General features: G+C 66.2%; 22 protein-coding genes. 14 read left to right on the top strand and 8 right to left on the bottom strand.

Translation table 11 applies throughout. The features are described from left to right. Nucleotides 1-21: 21 nt before the first annotated feature. The 5 genes from ACWKWX_RS28975 to ACWKWX_RS28955 all read left to right on the top strand — a co-directional run bounded on the left by ACWKWX_RS28975 (nt 22) and on the right by ACWKWX_RS28955 (nt 2,816). Nucleotides 22-213 carry a con-10 family general stress protein gene (locus ACWKWX_RS28975; RefSeq protein WP_268140763.1) on the top strand — a complete coding sequence of 64 codons (192 nt, stop codon included), beginning with the start codon at nt 22-24 and terminating at the stop codon, nt 211-213. A gap of 64 nt (nt 214-277) precedes the next feature. Continuing rightward, nucleotides 278-835, top strand: a complete 558-nt coding sequence (locus ACWKWX_RS28970) for an ATP-dependent Clp protease proteolytic subunit (RefSeq protein ID WP_416425518.1) — start codon at nt 278-280, stop codon at nt 833-835. A gap of 80 nt (nt 836-915) precedes the next feature. Continuing rightward, the gene (locus tag ACWKWX_RS28965; RefSeq protein ID WP_416425519.1) at nt 916-1,140 is read left to right on the top strand and encodes a DUF6555 family protein; all 225 of its coding nucleotides are present in this window, start codon (nt 916-918) and stop codon (nt 1,138-1,140) included. A 124-nt stretch (nt 1,141-1,264) separates the two neighbouring features. Then, nucleotides 1,265-2,200 carry a 2-dehydropantoate 2-reductase gene (gene panE / locus ACWKWX_RS28960; RefSeq protein WP_473003470.1) on the top strand — a complete coding sequence of 312 codons (936 nt, stop codon included), beginning with the start codon at nt 1,265-1,267 and terminating at the stop codon, nt 2,198-2,200. Between the two features lie 37 nt (nt 2,201-2,237). Continuing rightward, nucleotides 2,238-2,816, top strand: coding sequence for a TetR/AcrR family transcriptional regulator (locus ACWKWX_RS28955; protein WP_483829547.1), 579 nt, complete (start codon nt 2,238-2,240; stop codon nt 2,814-2,816). A 66-nt stretch (nt 2,817-2,882) separates the two neighbouring features. Here ACWKWX_RS28955 and ACWKWX_RS28950 read toward each other — a convergent pair whose 3' ends face one another. Then, the gene (locus ACWKWX_RS28950) at nt 2,883-3,650 is read right to left on the bottom strand and encodes an AraC family transcriptional regulator (RefSeq protein ID WP_483829546.1); all 768 of its coding nucleotides are present in this window, start codon (nt 3,648-3,650) and stop codon (nt 2,883-2,885) included. 82 nt (nt 3,651-3,732) lie between these two features. Here ACWKWX_RS28950 and ACWKWX_RS28945 point away from each other — a divergent pair, with 82 nt between their 5' ends. Further along, on the top strand, nt 3,733-4,626 hold the full coding sequence (locus tag ACWKWX_RS28945; protein WP_483829545.1) for an ATP-binding protein: 894 nt from the start codon (nt 3,733-3,735) through the stop codon (nt 4,624-4,626). On the opposite strand, the gene ptrR is transcribed toward ACWKWX_RS28945, so the two are convergent. Beyond that, nucleotides 4,596-5,474: a putrescine utilization regulator PtrR gene (gene ptrR / locus ACWKWX_RS28940; RefSeq protein ID WP_416425525.1), complete on the bottom strand. Its 879-nt coding sequence runs from the start codon at nt 5,472-5,474 to the stop codon at nt 4,596-4,598. The two genes, ACWKWX_RS28945 and ptrR, sit on opposite strands and share 31 nt — an antisense overlap. A gap of 102 nt (nt 5,475-5,576) precedes the next feature. Here ptrR and ACWKWX_RS28935 point away from each other — a divergent pair, with 102 nt between their 5' ends. Beyond that, nucleotides 5,577-6,968 carry an aldehyde dehydrogenase family protein gene (locus tag ACWKWX_RS28935; protein WP_483829544.1) on the top strand — a complete coding sequence of 464 codons (1,392 nt, stop codon included), beginning with the start codon at nt 5,577-5,579 and terminating at the stop codon, nt 6,966-6,968. Nucleotides 6,969-7,060: 92 nt separating this feature from the next. Then, nucleotides 7,061-7,363, top strand: a complete 303-nt coding sequence (locus ACWKWX_RS28930; protein WP_416425527.1) for a hypothetical protein — start codon at nt 7,061-7,063, stop codon at nt 7,361-7,363. Nucleotides 7,364-7,476: 113 nt separating this feature from the next. Here the strand turns inward: ACWKWX_RS28930 and ACWKWX_RS28925 are convergent, their stop codons facing one another. From ACWKWX_RS28925 to ACWKWX_RS28915, 3 genes are all read right to left on the bottom strand, one after another. After that, complete coding sequence (locus ACWKWX_RS28925; RefSeq protein ID WP_483829543.1) at nt 7,477-8,019, bottom strand: GGDEF domain-containing protein; 543 nt, start codon at nt 8,017-8,019, stop codon at nt 7,477-7,479. 154 nt (nt 8,020-8,173) lie between these two features. Continuing rightward, nucleotides 8,174-9,292, bottom strand: a complete 1,119-nt coding sequence (locus tag ACWKWX_RS28920) for an L-dopachrome tautomerase-related protein (protein ID WP_483829542.1) — start codon at nt 9,290-9,292, stop codon at nt 8,174-8,176. Between the two features lie 30 nt (nt 9,293-9,322). Then, a complete protein-coding gene (locus ACWKWX_RS28915) occupies nt 9,323-10,483 on the bottom strand; it encodes an SMP-30/gluconolactonase/LRE family protein (protein WP_483829541.1) in 1,161 nt (386 codons plus the stop codon). Nucleotides 10,484-10,674: 191 nt separating this feature from the next. On the opposite strand from ACWKWX_RS28915, the gene ACWKWX_RS28910 reads away from it, so the two are divergent. After that, on the top strand, nt 10,675-11,199 hold the full coding sequence (locus tag ACWKWX_RS28910; protein ID WP_416425531.1) for a GlcG/HbpS family heme-binding protein: 525 nt from the start codon (nt 10,675-10,677) through the stop codon (nt 11,197-11,199). A 254-nt stretch (nt 11,200-11,453) separates the two neighbouring features. Here ACWKWX_RS28910 and ACWKWX_RS28905 read toward each other — a convergent pair whose 3' ends face one another. Beyond that, on the bottom strand, nt 11,454-11,660 hold the full coding sequence (locus tag ACWKWX_RS28905) for a hypothetical protein (protein WP_416425532.1): 207 nt from the start codon (nt 11,658-11,660) through the stop codon (nt 11,454-11,456). Between the two features lie 227 nt (nt 11,661-11,887). Between ACWKWX_RS28905 and ACWKWX_RS28900 the strand changes: the two genes are divergently transcribed. Genes ACWKWX_RS28900 through ACWKWX_RS28890 form a run of 3 tightly spaced genes read left to right on the top strand, consistent with a single transcriptional unit; the run spans nt 11,888 to nt 15,523 of the window. Next, nucleotides 11,888-12,895 (top strand): iron ABC transporter substrate-binding protein, encoded by a 1,008-nt coding sequence (locus ACWKWX_RS28900; protein ID WP_483829540.1) that lies wholly within the window; start codon nt 11,888-11,890, stop codon nt 12,893-12,895. A 49-nt stretch (nt 12,896-12,944) separates the two neighbouring features. Beyond that, nucleotides 12,945-14,486, top strand: a complete 1,542-nt coding sequence (locus ACWKWX_RS28895) for an ABC transporter permease (RefSeq protein WP_483829539.1) — start codon at nt 12,945-12,947, stop codon at nt 14,484-14,486. Next, nucleotides 14,483-15,523: an ABC transporter ATP-binding protein gene (locus ACWKWX_RS28890; protein WP_483829538.1), complete on the top strand. Its 1,041-nt coding sequence runs from the start codon at nt 14,483-14,485 to the stop codon at nt 15,521-15,523. The genes ACWKWX_RS28895 and ACWKWX_RS28890 overlap by 4 nt, the downstream gene beginning before the upstream one ends. A 501-nt stretch (nt 15,524-16,024) precedes the next feature. Here ACWKWX_RS28890 and ACWKWX_RS28885 read toward each other — a convergent pair. Then, nucleotides 16,025-16,381, bottom strand: a complete 357-nt coding sequence (locus tag ACWKWX_RS28885; protein ID WP_483829537.1) for a hypothetical protein — start codon at nt 16,379-16,381, stop codon at nt 16,025-16,027. Between the two features lie 178 nt (nt 16,382-16,559). Here ACWKWX_RS28885 and ACWKWX_RS28880 point away from each other — a divergent pair, with 178 nt between their 5' ends. Together ACWKWX_RS28880 and ACWKWX_RS28875 are read left to right on the top strand one after the other, a co-directional pair. After that, the gene (locus ACWKWX_RS28880) at nt 16,560-18,374 is read left to right on the top strand and encodes a monovalent cation:proton antiporter-2 (CPA2) family protein (protein WP_483829536.1); all 1,815 of its coding nucleotides are present in this window, start codon (nt 16,560-16,562) and stop codon (nt 18,372-18,374) included. Nucleotides 18,375-18,484: 110 nt separating this feature from the next. Beyond that, complete coding sequence (locus ACWKWX_RS28875) at nt 18,485-19,051, top strand: DUF4337 domain-containing protein (RefSeq protein ID WP_416425536.1); 567 nt, start codon at nt 18,485-18,487, stop codon at nt 19,049-19,051. Between the two features lie 319 nt (nt 19,052-19,370). Here ACWKWX_RS28875 and ACWKWX_RS28870 read toward each other — a convergent pair whose 3' ends face one another. Further along, nucleotides 19,371-20,510, bottom strand: a complete 1,140-nt coding sequence (locus tag ACWKWX_RS28870; protein ID WP_416425537.1) for an N-acetylmuramoyl-L-alanine amidase — start codon at nt 20,508-20,510, stop codon at nt 19,371-19,373. Nucleotides 20,511-20,596 lie beyond the last annotated feature (86 nt).

Raw genomic sequence — 20,596 nt, 5'->3', positions numbered from 1 at the left:
ATAAAACAGAGGAAGAGAATCATGGCTAACACAGGCAAGTCGAACCCAGGAAACTTCTCCAATGATCGTGAAAAAGCCTCCGAAGCCGGCAAAAAAGGCGGACAGGCATCTTCCGGCTCGACTGCAGGCAAAATGCCAAACGACCGGAGCAAAGCAACTCCCGATAGCAGCAAAAAAGGCGGTCAAGGCAGCCACGGTGGCGGCCGCAGCTAATCGCTGAGTCAGGGCCGGGGCAGCGTCCCCGGCCTGCATACCCCGCAACGACAAGGACATGACGGTGAGCCAGCACATTGTTCATTTCCATTGCCAGATCGACCAGAGTACCCACGAACGCCTGCGTGACCGCTGCCTTGAAGCGCTGAAGGCCGGCGCCGAGTCGCTGTGGCTGAACATGTCGTCCTCGGGCGGCAGCACCAACTTCGGTTTTACCATCTACACGTTCATCAAGTCCCTGGGCATCCCGGTGCGCACCATCAACTCCGGCAACATCGAGTCCATGGGCATCATCGTCTACCTGGCCGGCACCGAGCGCATTGCCGCGCCACAATCACGTTTCCTCATCCACCCCATGAACTGGTACTTCAGCCAGAATTCGGTGGACCATTCGCGCCTGCGCGAGTACCTCTCCAGCCTCAACAACGACCTGGAGCGCTACGTGACCATCTTCAAGGACGAGACCGCAGACGCCGAGCAGAAACTGGATATCTTCAAATGCCTGTCGGCCGAAGAGAAGGTCATCGCCGCCGACGACTCGCTGACCTGCGGCATCGCCCACCGCCTGGAGCAGGTGGTGTTTCCCAAGGACGCGGTGCACTGGACGGTCAGTGGCGAATAGACCGGCTGTCCAACAATCCGACTGAATTTTTTCCCCACCCTGGACTCACTAAAACTGTCACAGGGAGGAACTTCAGTTTTATGAACAGCGCAAAACTCTACGTCATTGACTACACGCTTCATGGCGTACCGAAATCGTTCATCATCCGCGCGCACACCATGGACAACGGTGAGGCGTGGCATTGGGCAAGTTGTGACGCCGGGGTGGGCCGCATTGGCCGCTTCGGCCGCGAACGAGTGAAAAAGACCAGCAAGCCGCTGGCAGAAAAATTTGGCATCGAAGGGGTGAATTGGCGACCGGCATAAGTTCCCGTCGCTGGCAAAAAAATAAAGGTCGATCACACTCTATTCGAACGAGGGTGATCGGCCTATATTTTATGGGGGCTTTAATGCCTACACCTGGACCTCAATGAAAAGGAGTAACTAGATCATGCGGATTTTGATCGTGGGGGCCGGTGCCGTCGGCGGCTATTTTGGCGGGCGCCTGCTGGCGGCCGGGCGCGACGTCACCTTCCTGGTGCGCGCGGCGCGCGGCCAGCAACTGGATGAGCACGGCCTGCGCGTGCGCAGCCCGCTGGGCGACATTGACCTGCCCCGGGTGCCGTGGGTGCAGGCACGGGACATCGACCGCCCGTTCGCGTTGATTCTGCTCAGCTGCAAGGCCGGGCAACTGGACGCCGTGATGGCCGACATCGCACCGGCGGTGGGCCCCGATACCCTGATACTGCCGCTGCTCAACGGCATGCGCCACCTGGAGCTGCTGGACGCCCGTTTCGGTGCCGACAAGGTGCTGGGCGGCAAGTGCTTCGTGTCGCTGGACAAGCGTGCCGACGGCACCATCGTGCACTTCAACCAGCGCGACGACCTGGCGTTCGGTGCGCGCGTGGGCCAGGACGGCGCTCGTGTGCAGGCGGCGTTCGAGGCGCTGGACAACGCCGGCTTTGCCGCCCAGTTGAGCCCGGACATCACCCAGGAAATGTGGGAGAAATGGCTGTTCATCGCCACCGGCGGCGGCATCACCTGCCTGATGCGCGCCAGCGTCGGCGACGTGGTGGCCGCAGGCGGCGAAGACCTGATCTGCGACCTGTTCGAGGAATGCTCGGCCATTGCCCGACGCGCCGGCTACCCGCCGCGCGAGCCGGTGCGCGAGGCGTTCCTGCAGGTGCTGACCGAGCCCGGCTCGGCGCTGACCGCCTCGATGCTGCGCGACGTCGAGCGCGGCGACGGCACCGAGGCCGATCATGTGCTGGGGGACCTGCTGCGCCGGCGCCCGGCTGAAGACGTCGAGACCCCGGACCGCTCCGTGCTGCGTCTGGCCTACACGCACCTGCTGGCCTACGCGGCGCGCCGCGCCCGCGAACAATGACCTGCCCCTTATCTGTTCAAGCAACGCCGAGATCATCATGCCCCGCGTATCCCGCCAACAAACCGAACGCAACCGTGAAATCATCCTGCAGGTGGCCACCCGCCTGTTCCGCGAGCGCGGCCTCAAGGGCCTGAGCGTGGCCGACGTGATGAGCGCCGCCGGCCTCACCCACGGTGGCTTCTATGGCCATTTCGAGTCCAAGGAAGCCCTCGCCGCCCAAGCCTGCCGCCAGGCCTTCGAACAGTCGGTGCAACGCTGGGCCGAGCGCACCGAACCGACCCGCGACCGCAAGGGCGCGCGCCGGGTGCTGATCGACCATTACCTGGCCGACAGCAACCGCGACGCCCCCGGCGACGGCTGCCCCACCGTCGGCTTTGCCGGCGATGTGTGCCGCGAGCCCGAGGGCAGCCCCCTGCGCCAGGCCTACACCGACGGCGTCGGCGCGCTGCTGGACGACTATGAAGCGGTGATGGGCCAGGAACAGCCCGAGCAACGTCGCCACACGGCGTTGATGGAGTTCACCCTGATGGTCGGCGCCATCACCCTGGCGCGGGCGACCGAGGGGCATCCGTTGTCGGACGAAATCCTCGAAGCGGCGCGCGATTACCTGGCTTGAATCGGGGCGCCTGGGACGCTGCCTGGCGGCCGCTGCTGCAACGGCATCCGGCATCACCCGCTACCGTCACCACTCACTGGGAGACAGGCCGAACTGCCGGCGGAACATGGCGCTGAAAGCGCTGGGGGTGTTGTAGCCGACCTCCAGCGCCACTTCCAGCACGCTGTGGCCCAGGGCCAGGCGCTGCAGGGCGGTCAGCAGCCGCGCCTGCTGGCGCCATTTGCCGAAGGTCATGCCGGTGTCGCGCACGAACCAGCGCTGCAAGGTCTTGGGGTTCACGCCGAGCTGCCCGGCCCAGTCGTTGAGTTCCAATTCCAGGCCCTGGCCCTGCAGAATCTGCTCGCTCACCGGCTGCAACGCCGGGTGCCGCAGGTGCGGCAGGTGCAGCGGCAACGGCTGCTGCTGGTTCAGCTCATCGAGCATCAGCGCCATGACCCGGCCATCGCGGCTATCCGCGGCCGGCGGGGTGCGGATGGCCACCGCCGCCAGGATCAGCTCGCGCAGCAGCGCCGGCACCCCCAGCACGCAGCAACTGCCCGGCAGGTGCGCGGGCACCTGCGCAGGCTCGATGTACAGGGTGCGCACCCGCACCGCACCAACCATGCGCGTCCAGTGCGCCACCCCCGGCGGTATCCACAACCCGCGGTCGCTGGGCACCAGCCAATGGCCCTCGGCGGTGCCCACCACCAGCACGCCTTGGGTGGCGTAGAGCAGCTGCGCGTTGTGGTGGCGATGGGTGGCCACCCAGTGGCCGTCGTCGAAGTCCAGGGCCACGGCAGCCACGCCGCGCGCGTCCGTCGGTTCGCCGTGGTCGACAATGTCCGTTTTACGCATGCAGGCGCCCTTTTATCGTTAGACGCACACTTTGCCCTATCCCTAAGCTTGTGCCCAGCCATCCCTGCACTGTGATACCACCATGTCCATGACCGTTGACAGCTCTGCCCTGCTCGCCCAACTCGAACGCATCGCCAACAGCCTGGAGCGCGCCTTTCCGCCCGACCAGGCGCTGGTGTTCGACAGCAACGCCATCGCCTTCCAATGGCACTACCGGCGCGTGCGCGGCGTGGAACAGCCGGTGCTGGCGGCGGTCAAGCAGCCCAGCCTGATCCGTTTCGACGCGCTGCAGAACATCGACCGACAAAAGCGCCTGATCGAACAGAACACCCGCCAGTTCGTTGAAGGCCGCCCGGCCAACAACGTGCTGCTGACCGGCGCCCGTGGCACCGGCAAGTCATCGCTGGTCAAGGCCTGCCTGGAGCGCTTCCACGGCCAGGGGCTGCGCCTGATCGAGGTGGACAAGGCGCACATCGGCGACCTGCCGCAGATCCTCGACTTCACCACCGGGCGCCCCGAGCGCTTCATCCTGTTCTGCGACGACCTGTCCTTCGAGGAAGGCGACATCGGCTACAAGAGCCTGAAGACCGTGCTCGACGGCTCGGTGGCTGGCCAGGCGGCCAACACGCTGATCTACGCCACCTCCAACCGCCGCCACCTGATGGCCGAGCGCGCCAGCGACAACCTCAACTGGAAACGCGGCGAAAACGGTGACCTGCACCCTGGCGAGGAGTCGGAAGAAAAGATCTCGCTGTCGGAGCGCTTCGGCCTGTGGATCTCGTTCTACCCCTTCTCCCAGGACGAGTTCCTTGGCGCGGTGAACGAATGGCTGGCGGCCTGCGGGGTGCCCGCGGACGCCTTTGCCCAGGCCCACGTCGAAGCCCTGCGCTGGGCCACCCAGCGCGGCTCGCGCTCAGGGCGCATCGCCGCGCAGTTTGCTCGCGACTACGCCGGGCGCGTGGCCGCCGAGGCCTGACTCTCCAGCATCTCCTGCATGCCCAGCAAATTGGGCGAACGCGTGCCGCGGCGCCAGGTCAGCCAGGTCTGGCGCCAGCTGTATTCACCGCCCAGGGGCCAGGCGCTGACGTTGCTGCTGCCCGGCATGCTTTCCAGCATGCTGCGCGGCACCATGGCCAGCCCGGCGCCGGCGCTGACGCAGGCGAGCATGCCGTGGTAACTCTCCATCTCGAAAATGCGCCCCGGCGTGGCGCCGTCGGCGATGAACCAGCTCTCCAGGTGCCGCCGGTACGAACAGTTGGCGCGGAAGGCGTACACCGTCTCGCCACTGACATCCAGGGCGCGGGTCACCGGCGCATGGCCCTTGGCGGTGACCAGCAGCATTTCTTCCTCGAACACCGAAATGCCGTCGAGCAGCGGGTGCAGCGGGCCGTCGACGAACGCGGCAGCGAAACGCCCGGCCAGCACGCCGTCGATCATGTCGCCTGAGGGCCCGGTGGACAGGTCCAGCTCCACCTTGGGGTAGCGCTGGTGGTAGGCCGCCAGCAAGGGCGGGATGCGCACCGCCGCCGTGCTTTCCAGCGAGCCCAGGGTAAACACGCCCTGGGGCTCGCCGCTGGACACGGCCAGCCTGGCCTCGTCCACCAGGTCGAGAATGCGCCGGGTGTAGTCAAGGAAGCTGTGGCCGTTGGCCGACAGCCGCAGGCGCAGTTTCTCGCGGATGAACAGGTCCACGCCCAACTCGCTTTCCAGCTGCTTGATGCGCGTGGTCAGGTTCGACGGCACCCGGTGCACCTTGGCGGCAGCGGCAGTGATGCTGCCTTCCTCGGCGACGGCCTTGAACAGTTCGAGCTGGGTCAGGTCCATGATGCTTTCTCGTTTCGTGAGCATTTCACTTATTATTATTCATTATTCATGAAGCGATCAAGGGCATAAGGTAACGCTCATCTACTGCCTTGGAGGTTTGCCATGAATGCCCCCGCCGTTATCGACTACGCCGTTTCCCTGAACCCGGCCACCGGTGAAGAACTGGCGCGCTACCCGTTCCAGACCGCTGCCCAGCTGGACCAGGCCCTGGCCCGCAGCGCCGACGCCTACCGCCAGTGGCGCCAGGTATCGGTGGCCGACCGCGCCGCCGTGCTGGTCAACGTCGCCACTGCCCTGCGCAACAACAGCGAGGCCCTGGCCCGCAGCATGACCCTGGAAATGGGCAAGCCGATTCTGCAGGCCCGCGCCGAAGTGGAAAAATGCGCCGGCCTGTGCGAGTGGTACGCCGGCCACGGCCCGGAACTGCTGGCGCCTGAGCCGACCCAGGTACCGGGCGACAAGGCCTTTATCGAATACCGCCCGATTGGCCCGATCCTGGCCGTGATGCCGTGGAACTTCCCCATCTGGCAGGTGCTGCGTGGCGCCGTGCCGATCCTGCTGGCGGGCAACACCTACGTGCTCAAGCACGCGCCGAACGTGATGGGCAGCGCGCTGCTGCTGGCCCAGGCCCTGCGCGAGGGCGGCGTGCCGGAAGGTGCGTTCGAAGTGCTGAACGTGGGCAACGACGGCGTCTCCAGCGCCATCAATGACCCGCGCATCGCCGCCGTGACTGTCACCGGCAGCGTGCGCGCCGGCGCCGCCATCGCCTCCCAGGCCGGTGCCGCACTGAAGAAATGCGTGCTGGAGCTGGGCGGCTCCGACCCGTTCATCGTGCTGGCCGACGCCGACCTCGACGAGGCCGTGAAGGCCGCCGCAATCGGCCGCTTCCAGAACGTGGGCCAGGTGTGCATCGCCGCCAAGCGCTTCATCATCGAAGACAGCGTGCTGCCGGTCTTTACCGAGAAACTGGTGGCCGCGGTCAAGGCCATGCAGGTCGGCGACCCGCTGGTGGAAGGCAACTACATCGGCCCCATGGCCCGCTACGACCTGCGCGACGAGCTGGACGGCCAGGTGCAACAGACCCTGGCCGAAGGCGCCACCCTGCTGCTGGGCGGCCACAAGGTGGAAGGCGTGGGTAACTACTACGCGCCGACCATCCTGGGCGACGTGACGCCGGACATGACCTCGTTCAAGCAGGAGCTGTTCGGCCCGGTGGCCTCGATCATTGCCTGCCGCGACGCCACCCATGCGGTTGAGTTGGCCAACGACAGCGAGTTCGGCCTGGCCGGCAGCGTCTGGACCGCCGACGTCGCGCTGGCCAAGCGCCTGGCCGCAGCGCTGGACACCGGCGGCGTGTTCATCAACGGCTACTGCGCCTCCGACCCCCGCGTGGCCATTGGCGGCGTGAAGAAAAGCGGTTTCGGCCGCGAGCTGTCGCACTTCGGCCTGCGCGAGTTCTGCAACGCCCAGACCGTGTGGGTCGACCGCCGGTAAGATGAAATATCGCCGTCGGTCGCAACATTGGATCGACGGCGCCCCGCCCCCTGCCTAAGCTGGTGAAACGTCCTTATCGAGGGAGCGCCACCATGTTCAGGAAAACCTTGCTTACCCTGGCGGTCGCCAGCCTGCTGTCCGCCACCTCGGCGGTGGCCCTGGCGGCGTCCGACATTTCCATCAACAACGGCACCGATGCCTCGCCGTCCAGCCCTGGCGCCGACCCGCGTACGCAAGGCGCCGACCCTGGCCGCAGCGGCGGCACCGACAACGGTGGCGGTGGCTACAGCGGCAAGCAGGACACCTCCGGCGGCGCTGGCACCAGTGATGACGATGACGACGATGATGATGGTGGCGACAGCGGCGGCGACAGCGCTTCGGCCCCGCCTAACTGATCGCGTCTTTTTGTGGGAGCTGGCTTGCCAGCGAGCTTTAGGGCCTCAACAGCTCGCTGGCAAGCCAGCTCCCACACGTCCACGTGGATCTGTAGAAACGGATTCCCCCATCTTCAGGCGCGCATCGCACCGCTGTAGGACTGGCCGAAATGCCGCGTTGCCACGCGATCGCCGCCCGCCCGGGCGGCTTCGTCGCACAACTGCGCCACCGCATTGAAGAACGCCGAATGCCCCGCCTCGCTGCGGGGTATCAGCGTGCCTGCGCCAATGCTGGCGGTCAGTGGGTGTTGGGCCTGGGCTGCGCGAATGGCCTGGTGGCAGCGCTCGGCCACCACCTGGGCGCCGTCTGCCGGGGTTTCCGGCAGCACCAGCATGAACGCATCGGCTGAGCAGCGCCCGGCGCTGTCGCGGGCCCGCCGGGCGATGGCGTCGAGCAATTGGCCTAAGTGGCCCAGGTGCATCTCGCCCTGCTCGCGGCCCTGCTGGCGGCAGAACGCCGGGAACTGGTCGACGGTCACCACGATCAACGACAAGGGTTGCCGCAACCGCAGGGCCTGGGCCCACTCGGTTGCCAGCAGCGTCGCCACCGCCCCCGTAGGGCCGTCCTGGGCAGCGTCGCTGGCGACGCCCATCAGCCGTTCTCTGTGCAAGCTCACCGTCGGCTCCTTGAGGGACGTGCATTGACGAAAACGCCGGGCGGCGATGTTCGCCCCCGACGTGGCGAATACCTTATCGCCTGCGCTTTCGCACTGTCCAGCATAGAGCCTGCCTGGCGGGTAGCCAGTGAGTAACAGGCCCGGTACGCAGTTTTTACATTGCCGTCTTGAACCGCAGGATGTTGTACGGCGCGGTGCGCAGGTCCTTGCCGCCGTGCAGCCCCGGCACCCGCTGCCACTGCCCCACGGTGACGTACAGGTAGCCGCCCTGCCAGTACAGGCCATCCGGCCAGATCAACCGCGGGTCGCGGCCCACCAGCGCAAATTGCCCGGCGTTGTCGCGGCTGATGATGGAGTAGCGCGAGGCGTCGCCGAAGTACAGCGTGCCCTTGGCGTCCACGGCGATGCCGCCGTTGGAGGCAACCTGGCCCTCGAAGTGAATGTCCTTGACCAGCGCGTCCTCAGGGCGGTTGAAGTCGCTGAGCGCGGCGGTGTCGATGCTGTAGTAGTTGGGGTTGGTGGGAATGGTCCAGTACAGCTTCTTGTGGTCCGGCGACAGCTCGATGCCGTTGACCCCGCCCTGGGGCATGGTCGGGTGGTCGAGGCTGTAGGCGTGGGGCTGGCCTTCGACGTAGGTCATGTAGCCGGGCGCCGGCGAGGTCTGCGGCAGGTTGTGGAACAGCTCGCGCATCTTGCCCGTGGCGATGTCCACCACGATCAGCGAACAATCCGAGGGGCTGGAAAAACCATTGTTGGAGATGTACACCGTGCCCTGGGCGCCGTGGTCGGGGTCGATGCGCAGGTCGTTGAGCTGCACGCTGTCGCGCAGGAACGGCTTGTGGAAGACGATGGTCTTGAGCACCTTGCGGCTGGTGATGTCGATGCCCACAAGCTTCGCCGAGCCGTCGGGGATGCCGTCGATGCCCGGGCGCTTGCCCTCGTCCAGCACCCACAGGGTATTGCCGGCCAGCGTCAGCCCCAGGGGCGACACCAGCCAGTCGGTGAGCGGCTTGCCGGTGTCGGTGGTGGTGGCAAGGTCGGGGAACGGCACCTGCTTGCCCTTCACCAGTTCCACCACCGAGGGGAATGTGTGGTTGCTGCCGGCCCGGGGCAGCGTCAGGAAGGTGCGGCCGCCGGGGGTGACGACAATGCCGCTGGCCTCGGTGTTCCGCAGGGCGGCCACCAACTCGCCCTGTGGCGCCGGGGCGGGCTGGGCGTTAGCGACAGAGGCGACTGCCAGCAGCGCCAGGGTCATGGGTTTTATCGCGTTCATTGCGGGGGGTGCCTCCATGTCAGTGAGCAATCATTGCGGCTGCGCGTCGTACACCGGCGTGCCGTCGATGGGCGTGCGAATCAGCAGGTAGGGCGGCTTGCGGGTGTCGCTGTGCTGGCCCAGGCGGTCCCACTGGCCCAAGGTCACGTAGACCTGGTTGCCGGCCACGAAGATGCCGTCCGGCCACACCAGCCGCGGGTCGCGCAGCACCACGTCGAAGTGACCGTCGGGCCAGCGGCGCAGGATCTGCCGGTGTTCGGAGTCGGTCAGGTAAATACGGTTCTGGGCGTCGGTGGCGATGCCGTCGGTCATGACCTTCTCGCCCTCGTCACGAATCTGCGCGGCGAGCTGCTTGTCGCTGTAGTCGAAATTGGCCAGGGCGCCGGTGGGAATGCTCCACAGGTGGCGGCTGGTCAGCGGCGAGTAATACAGGCGGGTGCTGTCGGCGCTGAGGGTGATGCTGTCGACGCCGCCGTGGGGGAAGGCGCTGGCCTTGCCCTGGTAGCGCATGGGCACGCCGTCCAGCTGGGTGACGAAGTCCTGTTGCGGCAGCACCGACGGGTCTTTGCTGAGCACCCGGCGCTGATGCCCGGTGGCCAGGTCGACGACGACAATGGCCGGGGCTTCGCCAAACGACGAGTCGGCCACATAGGCGGTGCCTTGGGCGCCATGGGTGAGATCGATGCGCAGGTCGTTCATGTGGCTGTCCTGGCGCAGGGCGTCCTTGAGCACTACCGAGGCGAACACCTTGTTGGTCTGCGGGTCGATGCCCACCACCTTGGCGGCGCCGGGCTTGATGCCGTCGATACCGCCACGCTTGCCGTCGTCGATCAGCCACAGGCGGCCCTGGGTGTCGGTGGTCATGCCGTGCACGGAGATCAGTTTCTGCGAGTCGCTGCGGTCGGACGGCAGGCTGGTGGCCGCGTCGGGATACGGCACCAGTTTGCCGCCCACCAGCTCGCCCAGGGTCATGCCGGTGTGGTTGATGGCGTGGCGCGGGAAGCCGACGAAGGTGCGCCCCGACGGCGTGACGACGATGCCGGACGGGCCCAGGCCCTGGAACGCAGCCACCTCGTCCAGGGAGCCGATGGGGATATCGCTGCGGTCGACGGTTTCGGCCAGTGCCAGGGCAGGCAGGGCACTGCCCAGCAGCAGCCCCGCGGTTAACAACAGGCTTGCGGACGTTTTCACACATCATCTCCGGATTTGACTGAAACCGGTTTCAGGCCGATGCTGAAAAAAACCCGAGCAACAGCATCGGGCCTGGTCATAGCGTCTGAAACCCGATCTCAGTGAAGGTTCCAGCCGCCAGGCCAGTATTGGGAACTGCTTTCGCCACGGCGAGTGAAAGGATTTTCATCAACCTCGAAAAGGAAACTGCCATGCCCACCTCTCCCCTGCTGCGCAGCGGCGCCACCCTGGCGCTGACACTGGCCGCGCTGTGCGCCCAGGCCGCTCCCAGCCACTTGGTCAGCAGCCAGAAACTGCCCTGGCAAGTGGCCCAGCAACTGGCCGCCGAGGCCGTGCAGACCTGCGCCGCCAAGGGCTGGTCGGTGACCGCCACGGTGGTCGACCCGTCCGGCCACGCCCAAGCGGTGATCAAGGGCGATACCGTGCCGCTGCAGTCGTTGTCGGTGTCCTACCGCAAGGCGTACACCGCCTTCTCCTACGGCCAGGCGTTCGACAAGGACACCATCAGCGAACTGCTGGCCGCCAAGCTCGACGGGCCGGCCAACGGCGCGTTGAACACCGTGCCGCAGGTGCTGTTCATTCCGGGTGGGGTGACCTTGCGCAAGGCCGATCGCCAGGTGCTGGGTGGGCTTGGCGTGTCCGGCGCACCAGGCGGCGACAAGGACGAAGGCTGCGCCCTGGCGGCGGTAAAAAAATTCCAGCCACAGTTCGAATAACCCGTAGCAGGCATTGTGGGAGCTGGCTTGCCAGCGAGCTGTTGAGGCCCCAAAACCTCGCTGGCAAGCCAGCTCCCACAGAAACAGCCGCTGCTACAGGGATCAAGAAAAGCCGCCGTAATGAAAGTATTTTCACCTTGGCGGCTTTTCACATCGCCTTCACAAAGCAAGGTGCACAGTACACCCACTCCTTTGTGATGATTCATTTAGCCCGCCTCGTTGCGGGCTTTCTTTTGCCTGGGCAAAAGTGCCGGTCAGCGCGCGCCGCCGCCCGGGCCACCGCCATTGCCACCTGGGCCACCGCCGCCACCAGGCCCGCCGCCGCCAGGGCCACTCATGCCCGGGCCGCCACCGCCGCCGCCATGACCACCGCCGCCTCCATGGGGATCAAAAATCCAGCAGCCGCCCAGGCTCGACATCAGCGCGGCGACCAGCATCAGCTTGGCAAGGTATCTGTGCATAGCATTTCTCCGGGTTGCGAACGGGAACGCCGTCCTTGTCAGTTGTGACCGGCGTTACCGCACTTTGCTCGCAGGATTTGGCAACAAACTCGATACATTTACGAAACGCCAGCATCGCCTTGACGATTTTTTGTCATTCGCCGCACTACCGTCCGGCACGAATAGTCATGCAAATGATTCGTATTGAATTATCCTTTTTCACACAAGAACAACACTGGAGCGCGGTCATGAAGTCGTCCCTACCCCTGCTGAAAACCACGGTATTGGTCTGCGCCCTGTTCGGTGCCAGCCACGCCCTGGCGCAAGACTCGGACCTGGTGGTGTACAACGCCCAACACGAGACCCTGACCAAGGCCTGGGTCGCCGGCTTCACCCAGGACACCGGCATCAAGGTCACCCTGCGTAACGGCGATGACACCGAGATGGCCAACCAACTGGTGCAGGAAGGCGCGGCCTCGCCCGCCGACGTGTTCCTGACCGAGAACTCGCCGGCCATGATGCTGGTGCAGCACGCCGGCCTGTTCGCCCCCGTGGCGCCTACCACCCTGGAACAGGTGGGCGCGCCCTACCGTCCGGCCCAGGGCAAGTGGGTGGCCATTGCCGCGCGCTCCACGGTGTTCGTCTACAACAAGGACAAGCTCAAGGCCGACCAACTACCCGCCTCGCTGATGGACCTGGCCACCCCGGCCTGGAAGGGCCGCTGGGCCGCCTCGCCGGCCGGCGCCGACTTCCAGGCCATCGTCGCCGCGGTGCTGGCGCTCAAGGGCGAAGCCGCCACCCTCGACTGGCTCAAGGGCATGAAGGCCAACGCCACCGCCTACCGCGGCAACAGCGCGGTGCTCAAGGCAGTGAATGCCGGGCAGGCGGAAGGTGGGGTGATCTACCACTACTACAGCTTCGTCGACCAGGCCAAGACCGGCGAGAACAGCAAGAACACCGAACTGCACTACTTCAAGCACCAGGACCCGGGTGCGTTCGTCAGCCAGTCGGGCGGCGGCGTGCTGGCGTCCAGCAAGCACCAGGAGCAGGCCCAGGCGCTGCTCAAGTGGATCACCGGCCCCAAGGGCCAGGCCATCCTGAAGGACGGCAAGTCGTTCGAGTACGCGGTAGGCCAGGGTGCGGCGTCCAACCCGAAACTGGTGCCGCTGGCGCAGTTGGACGCGCCGGTGGTGGACGTTTCCAAGCTCGACAGCAAGAAGGCCGTCGAGCTGATGAACCAGGCCGGGCTGCTGTAAATTGCTGCCATCTTCAGGCTTGACCAAGGCCGCCGTACCGGCGGCCAGCTTGCCCCTGCGCCGCCGCCAGCGGCGGCGCAACGCCTGGCTGGTGGGCGCCGCCCTTGGCCTGTCGCTGCTGGCGCTGCTGCCCCTGGGCTTCATCGTCGGCGTGGCCGTGCAACAAGGCTGGCAGAACATTGCCGCCCTGGTGCTGCGCCCGCGCATGGCGCAGTTGCTGCTCAACACCCTGGCGCTGACCCTGCTGACCTTGCCGCTGTGCGTGCTGCTGGGTGTGTCCCTGGCCTGGCTCACCGAACGCACGCGGCTACCCGGGCGGCGGCTGTGGGCATTGCTGGCCACCGCGCCCCTGGCCATCCCGGCGTTCGTGCACAGCTACGCCTGGGTCAGTGTGGCGCCCGGTTTGCACGGTTTACCGGCGGCGGTGCTGATCTCGGTGATCGCCTATTTCCCCTTCCTGTACCTGCCCGTGGCCGCCACCCTGCGCCGCCTGGACCCGGCCCTTGAAGACGTCGGCCAGTCCCTGGGGCTCAAACCCTGGGCAGTGTTCTTTCGCGTGGTGCTGCCGCAACTGCGCCTGGCCATCAGCGGCGGCACGTTGCTGGTAGGCCTGCACCTGCTGGCCGAGTTCGGGCTGTACGCCCTGATTCGTTTCGACACCTTCACCACCGCCATCTACGACCAGTTCCAGTCCTCGTTCAACGGCCCGGCCGCCAACATGATGGCCGGCGTGCTGGCGCTGTGCTGCCTGTTGCTGCTGACGGTCGAGGCCGCCAGCCGTGGTCATGCCCGCTATGCGCGGGTGGGCTCCGGCAGCCCGCGCGTGCTGCCCGGCTGGCACCTGAACCGGCGCGACACCGCGCTGGGCCTGGGCCTGATGCTGGCGACCTGCGCGCTGACCCTGGGCGTGCCGCTACTGACCCTGGGCCGCTGGCTGCTGGCCGGCGGCCTGGAGGTGTGGCGCAACGACGAACTGTGGACCGCCTTGTGGCAGACCCTGCTACTGGCCAGCGCCGGCGCCCTGCTGACCACCCTGGCGGCGATACCGGCGGCGTGGCTGTCGGTGCGCGCACCCAGCCGCCTGCAACGGCTGCTGGAAGGCGGCAACTACCTGTCCAGCTCGCTGCCGGGCATTGTCGTCGCCCTGGCACTGGTGACCCTGACCATTCACCTGGCACCGCCGCTGTACCAGACCCTGTTCACCGTGCTGCTGGCCTACGTGCTGATGTTCCTGCCACGGGCCCTGGTCAGCCTGCGCGCCGGCATCGCCCAGGCGCCGGTGGAGCTGGAGAACATCGCCCGCAGCCTCGGCCGTTCACCGGGCCAGGCGTTGTGGCGCGTCACCCTGCGCCTGGCCGCACCGGGCGCAGCGGCGGGTGCGGCGCTGGTGTTCCTGGCCATCTGCAACGAGCTCACCGCCACCCTGCTGCTGGCGCCCAGCGGCACGCGCACCCTGGCCACCGGCTTCTGGGCCATGAGCAGCGAGATCGACTACGCCGCTGCGGCGCCCTATGCGCTGATCATGATTGTGCTGTCGCTGCCGCTGACCGCCCTCCTCTATCAACAATCAAAACGGACCGCCGGCCGATGAGCGCCCTCGAACTGCACCACCTGCACAAGCGTTTCGGCGCCTTCACCGCCCTCGACGACGTCAGCCTCAGCGTCCCCAGCGGCAGCCGCACCGCCATTGTCGGGCCATCCGGCTCGGGCAAGACCACCCTGTTGCGGCTGATCGCCGGCTTCGAATTCCCCGACCAGGGCAGCATCGCCTTGGGCGGCCAGCCGCTGGCCGACGGCGGCCGCGAAGTGCCCGCGCACCAACGCCAGATCGGCTACGTCCCCCAGGACGGCGCGCTGTTCCCGCACCTGGACGTGGCCGCCAACATCGGCTTCGGCCTGCCCGGCAGCGCCGCCGCCAAGCGCGCCCAGGTCGAGGCGCTGCTGGAGCGCGTGGCCCTGGACCGGCGCCTGTTGCACAGCTGGCCCCACGAGCTGTCCGGCGGTCAGCAGCAGCGGGTGGCCCTGGCCCGCGCCCTGGCCCAGCGCCCGCGGCTGATGCTGCTGGACGAACCCTTCTCGGCGCTGGACACCGGCCTGCGCGCCTCCATGCGCAAGGCCGTGGCGCAACTGCTGAGCGAGGCCGGCATCACCACCGTGCTGGTCACCCACGACCAGGGCGAAGCGCTGTCGTTCGCCGACCAGCTGGCCGTGATGCGCCAGGGCCGCCTGGTACAGGCCGGCCCACCGCTGGAACTCTACCGCCACCCCACCGACGCCCAGACCGCGCTGTTCCTCGGCGACGCCGTGCTGCTCCCCGCCCAACTCGCCCACGGCCACGCCACCTGCGCGCTAGGCAGCCTGCCAGTGCGTGACCCCAGTTTGCACGGCAGCGCCCAGGTCATGCTGCGGCCGGAGCAACTGCACCTGTGCGACGAAGCGCCTGGCGCGGTGCGCGGGGTGGTCAGCGAGACCGACTTCATCGGCAACAGCTGGACGTTGACGGTGCAGTTGGATTCAGCCCAGGCAACCCCATTGCGGCTGCGCAGCGCCGGGGTGGAGGTGCCGGGGGTAGGCAGCCGGGTTTATGTGCGGGCGCAGGGGGTGGCGCATGTGGTGGGGCAGAGTTAAGGGCTAGACCAGGCAGCGAGGTGCTATCGAGCCCTGCGTCATACGCTGGGAGGCTGCGTAGTGACGGGTCTGGAATGGCAGGACATATTGCATTTGTCGGCAGATATCCTCTTCCAGTCCCCAGGCGTGTGCCTTCGGATCAAGCTCGTAGCGAGCAACGCGCCTTGCCGCGTTTGCGCAAGGGCATCTCGGTTTAAGCGAAGCGCCTGACGCGACAATCCCCCTCAACGTCGCGGCACGCTCCTCACCCATACAAGAGAACCGACTTAACACGTCTAGCAGGTAGAGAGCTTGTCGCTGACATTGCAGATCCCCCAATACCTGGTTAATGCTTTGGTTTATACCCGAAACTGAAACGTCGGCACCGTACCATAACGCCCTCGCCAAGTTGCAAAGGTCTGCGGGAGGGACTTTCCCAGGAGGTATCCGAGCCAAGGCTGCCAGCTGCGGAAACACAGAGTCCCGTGGAATCTGCAACATTGTTAGTTATCCTCGCTCAATTCACTGATGGCTGGTTTCCTTCGGTTGCAGGATAGGCAACGGCACCCCCACCCGCGCCGACATGAATTCGGCCTCTTCCTTGGTCATCACGGCCTTGAACCCTTTGCCTACCAGGTCATGCACGTAAAACTTGTTGTACTTGAAGCAATACACCAGGTTGATGATGCCCATGGTGGGAATGGCGAAGACGAACATGATCAGCGCGTGCTTCCAATCGCCCCTGAATAGCGCCGGGAAAAAGCCGAAGAAAAAGGTCGTCCAGGAAAATCCTACCGGAGCCTCCTTGTACTGCCCTGTGGTTTCGTTTTTGAGCTTTATGGTGGTCATTGCATGCATCTTTGCTGAAGAAAGGTCCATGGTACTGACCCTGAGCGGGGCAAGATGCAGGGCTCATCTCGAGGTACCGCCCGACCGATCTGACAAAGATGTAGTCCTCGTCCTACAGATGATCCCCAGCTATCGCGAGGCAAATACGTACGATTTGGTACACAACCGGTAAACTACCCCCTCGCCTCACCATCCCAGGAGTAACCCAATGCCCCAAGAAGGGAGCCTGCTTCAAGCCGCCGTGGTCTTTCTGTTCGCCGCCGTCATCACCGTGCCGCTGGCCAAGCGCCTGCAACTGGGCGCGGTGCTGGGGTATCTGTTCGCGGGGGTGATCATCGGCCCGCAGGTGCTGGGCCTGATCGGCAACCCGCAGAGCGTCTCGCATATTTCAGAGCTGGGCGTGGTACTGCTGTTGTTCATCATCGGCCTGGAACTGTCGCCGCGGCGGCTGTGGGTGATGCGCAAGTCGGTGTTCGGCGTGGGCCTGGCCCAGGTGCTGCTGACCGGTGCGGTGATTGGCGGCGTGGCGATGCTGGGCTTTGGCCAGCCGCTGCCCACGGCGGTGGTGCTGGGGCTGGGCCTGGCGCTGTCGTCCACGGCGTTCGGGCTGCAGAGCCTGGCGGAAAGCAAGCAGCTGAACAGCCCCCACGGGCGGCTGGCATTTGCCATTTTGCTGTTCCAGGACATCGCCGCCATTCCGTTGATCGCCCTGGTGCCACTGCTGGCCACCGGCGACCATGACACGGCGCCAGGCGATAGCCTCAACCATGGCCTGCGGGTGCTGGGCAGCATCGCCGTGGTGGTGATCGGCGGGCGCTACCTGCTGCGCCCGGTGTTCCGCGCCGTGGCCCGCACCGGCCTGCCGGAGGTGTCCACCGCCACCGCGCTGCTGGTGGTGATCGGCACGGCGTGGCTGATGGACCTGGCCGGCGTGTCCATGGCCCTGGGCGCGTTCCTGGCTGGCCTGCTGCTGGCGGATTCGGAATACCGCCATGAGTTGGAATCGCAGATCGAGCCCTTCAAGGGCCTGCTGCTGGGGCTGTTCTTCATCAGCGTGGGCATGGGCGCCAACCTGCAGTTGCTGCTGGATGCGCCCGCCACGGTGCTGGGCCTGATGCTGCTGTTGATCGCCATCAAGCTGCCGCTGCTGCTGTTCATCGGTCGCCTGGCCGGGGGCCTGAGCAAGCTCGGCGCGGTGCGCCTGGGCGTGGTGCTGGCGGCCGGCGGCGAGTTTGCCTTCGTGGTGTTCAAGATCGGCAAGGACGAGGGCCTGTTCGACCAGCACCTGTTCGACACCCTGCTGCTGACCATCACCCTGTCGATGGCGGTGACGCCGCTGTTGCTGCTGGCCTGCGCGCGCTATATCAAGGCGCAGCCCAAGCCGGTCAAGCCGGTGCCCGAGCACCTCAAGGCCATCGACGCCGACGCGCCGCGCGTGGTCATCGCCGGCATGGGCCGCATGGGCCAGATCGTCTCGCGTATCCTGCGCGCGCAGAACGTCTCGTTCGTGGCCCTGGACACCTCGGTGGACACCATCGAGCTGACCCGCAGCTTCGGCAACGTGCCGGTGTTCTACGGCGACCCGCTGCGCCCCGAGATCCTCAGCGCGGCCAAGGTGGGCGAGGCCGAGTACTTCATCATCGCCACCGATGACCCCGAGACCAACATCAAGACCGCCGAGCTTGTGCACCGCCTGTACCCGCACATCAAGATCATCGCCCGGGCCCGCAACCGCCAGCACGTGCACCGGCTGGTGGACGCCGGTGCCGTGGCCATCCGCGAAACCTACTACTCGAGCCTGGAGATGAGCCGCCGCACGCTGGTGGGCCTGGGCCTGACCCAGGAGCAGGCCGACTGGCGGATCCAGCGCTTCAAGCAGCACGACGAACAGGTGCTGGCCGCCCAGTACCTGGTGCGCGACGACGCGGCCAAGGTGATGCAGACCGCCCAGGAAGCGCGGGGCGAATTGGCGACCCTGTTCGAGTCCGACAGCGGCGAGCAGGACCGCGCGCACCTGCCGTAACGCGGGCCGCATGAAACTTGCGGGGTGCGGCCTTTGGGCCGCTAGGCGGGCGCAGGGTTTTACCCTATATTCGCGCCCGCGTTTCCACCCCCCAAGGCAGCCCGAGCACCATGTCCGAGTCGTTCGAAGTCCCCTCCCCCCATGAAGAACACGTCGAGCACGCCCACCACCGTGGCGACAGCTTCGCCAGCAAGATCGCGGTGATGACGGCAGTCATGGCCACCATCGGCGCGCTGCTCAGCTACCAGGCCGGCTCCACCGAGAGCGAGGCGGCGATGAACAAGAACAACGCCGCCATCAAGAAGACCGAAGCCGCCAACCAGTGGAACTACTACCAGGCCAAGTCCAGCCGCCAGAACCTCGCCGACCTGGCCAGCCACATCCCGGGCATGGACGTGGCCCACTACCAGGCCGAGGTCGCGCGCTACAAGCAGCAGAAGGAAGAGGCGCGGCAGAAGGCCGAGGCCATGGAGAAGGAAGCGGCCGAGTGGGACGTGAAGTCCGAGACCATCCTGCACCAGCACCACCGCTGGGCCCAGGCGATGATGGCGATCCAGATCGCGATCTCGCTGGCGGCCATGACCTTGCTCACGCGCAAGGAATGGCTGGAGAAAATGTCCCTGGGTGCCGCCGCCCTGAGCCTGGTGCTGGGTGGGCTGGCCTGGTTCCACATCTGATCAACAACCCGTAGCAGCGGCCACAGGCCGCGTCATGGGCTTTGCGGTGAGCCTGATGCACCGCGCATGCAAGACGCAGCCTGCGGCAGCTGCTACGCGGATGCGCATACCGCTTAGATTGCGTCGCCTGCATCGCGGCCAAGGCCGGCTCCTACCACGAACGCGGTAGGAGCCGACTTTAGTCGCGATGCAGACGACGCCATTTCAAGACAGTTGCTGTTACGTCGTCGGGATACACACTGTGGGAGCTGGCTTGCCAGCGAGCTGTTGGGGCCATACAAAGCTCGCTGGCAAGCCAGCTCCCACAAGACAGTTGCTGCTACGCGACGTGCACCGGGTATTTGCGGAAATAATCGCCAATCGACGCATGCAGCGCCTGCGCCAGTTCCACCTGGTGGCGGTGGTCGATCAGCCGCCCGCAGTCGTAGGGGTTGCTCATGAAGCCATGCTCCACCAGGATCGACGGGATGTCCGGCGACTTCAGCACTGCGAAGCCGGCCTGTTCCACGCGCTGCTGGTGGATGTTGGTGACCTGCTTGAAGTGCCCCAGCACCGTGCGGCCCAGGTCGAGGCTGGAGGCGATGGTGGCGTTCATCGACATGTCCACCAGCACCTTGGAGACCATGGGGTCGTCGTTGCTCAGGCTTTTGTCGAACACCCCGGCGTAGGCGTCGGAGCTGTTCTCGCTTTCTGCGATGTAGCGGGCCATGGCCGAGGTGGCGCCGTGGGACGACAGCACGTACACCGAGGCGCCGCGCGCCGAGCGTGACGGGGCCGCGTCGGCGTGCAGCGACACCAGCATGTCGGCGCGGCGCTGGTGGGCCAGCAGCACGCGCTGGTGCAGCGGCACGAAGAAATCGCTGTCGCGGCTCATGGTCGGGGTGAAGCGCGGGTCCTTGGCCAGCTGCTGGTGCAACAGGCTGGCGATGCCCAGCACCACGGTCTTCTCGTAATGCCTGGTGCCGCTGACGGCGCCGGGGTCCTTGCCGCCGTGGCCGGCGTCGATAGCGATGATCGCCGGGCGCTGGCGCGGCACGTGGCGCGCCAGCGCGGCAGCGGCCTTGCCCACCGGCAAATCCACCACCAGGCGCTGATGCCCACCGGCCAGCGGCACCAGCCGCGCCTGGGCGTGGGCAGGTTGATGCATGTCCAGCACCAGGCGCATGCCAGTCTTGGTCGGGCCGCTGCGCAGGCCCTGCACCGGCGTGCCGGCGAAGTTCAACGCCGCCGGCGGCAGGTGCGCGGCCACCCCGTGCAGGTCGATCACCACGCGGTCAGGCGCGCTGAGGGTAAACACCTGGTACTGCACCTTGCCGGCCAGGTCCAGCACCAGGCTGGTCACGCCGCCATGCTGGCTGACCTGGCAATGGCTGACACCCGGCAACGGCGCGGCCAGCAGCCAGGCGGGCGACATCAGGGACACGGCGCTGATCAGGCCGAGAAAATTGCGACGGTTCACGGCAGCGGACAACCTCGGTTCACGGGGGTAGCCCATTAAACTCCTGCGCGTGCAAGCAACTGAATTAAGTCGATTAAATTAAAATT

This window comes from Pseudomonas imperatae, from assembly GCF_057128625.1.
Note: the sequence above shows the minus strand (reverse complement) of the source record. Positions and strands in the feature narration are given on the sequence as shown.

Coding starts and splice junctions, on each gene's coding strand:
- ACWKWX_RS28975 (WP_268140763.1), top strand. CDS start 22: ATGGCTAACACAGGCAAGTCGAACCCAGGAAACTTCTCCAATGATCGT.
- ptrR (WP_416425525.1), bottom strand. CDS start 5,474: ATGGACCTGACCCAGCTCGAACTGTTCAAGGCCGTCGCCGAGGAAGGC.
- ACWKWX_RS28900 (WP_483829540.1), top strand. CDS start 11,888: ATGAAGTCGTCCCTACCCCTGCTGAAAACCACGGTATTGGTCTGCGCC.
- ACWKWX_RS28885 (WP_483829537.1), bottom strand. CDS start 16,381: ATGGACCTTTCTTCAGCAAAGATGCATGCAATGACCACCATAAAGCTC.
- ACWKWX_RS28890 (WP_483829538.1), top strand. CDS start 14,483: ATGAGCGCCCTCGAACTGCACCACCTGCACAAGCGTTTCGGCGCCTTC.
- ACWKWX_RS28910 (WP_416425531.1), top strand. CDS start 10,675: ATGCCCACCTCTCCCCTGCTGCGCAGCGGCGCCACCCTGGCGCTGACA.
- ACWKWX_RS28955 (WP_483829547.1), top strand. CDS start 2,238: ATGCCCCGCGTATCCCGCCAACAAACCGAACGCAACCGTGAAATCATC.
- ACWKWX_RS28880 (WP_483829536.1), top strand. CDS start 16,560: ATGCCCCAAGAAGGGAGCCTGCTTCAAGCCGCCGTGGTCTTTCTGTTC.
- ACWKWX_RS28935 (WP_483829544.1), top strand. CDS start 5,577: ATGAATGCCCCCGCCGTTATCGACTACGCCGTTTCCCTGAACCCGGCC.
- ACWKWX_RS28905 (WP_416425532.1), bottom strand. CDS start 11,660: ATGCACAGATACCTTGCCAAGCTGATGCTGGTCGCCGCGCTGATGTCG.
- ACWKWX_RS28965 (WP_416425519.1), top strand. CDS start 916: ATGAACAGCGCAAAACTCTACGTCATTGACTACACGCTTCATGGCGTA.
- ACWKWX_RS28920 (WP_483829542.1), bottom strand. CDS start 9,292: ATGAACGCGATAAAACCCATGACCCTGGCGCTGCTGGCAGTCGCCTCT.
- ACWKWX_RS28875 (WP_416425536.1), top strand. CDS start 18,485: ATGTCCGAGTCGTTCGAAGTCCCCTCCCCCCATGAAGAACACGTCGAG.
- ACWKWX_RS28930 (WP_416425527.1), top strand. CDS start 7,061: ATGTTCAGGAAAACCTTGCTTACCCTGGCGGTCGCCAGCCTGCTGTCC.
- ACWKWX_RS28945 (WP_483829545.1), top strand. CDS start 3,733: ATGTCCATGACCGTTGACAGCTCTGCCCTGCTCGCCCAACTCGAACGC.
- ACWKWX_RS28950 (WP_483829546.1), bottom strand. CDS start 3,650: ATGCGTAAAACGGACATTGTCGACCACGGCGAACCGACGGACGCGCGC.
- panE (WP_473003470.1), top strand. CDS start 1,265: ATGCGGATTTTGATCGTGGGGGCCGGTGCCGTCGGCGGCTATTTTGGC.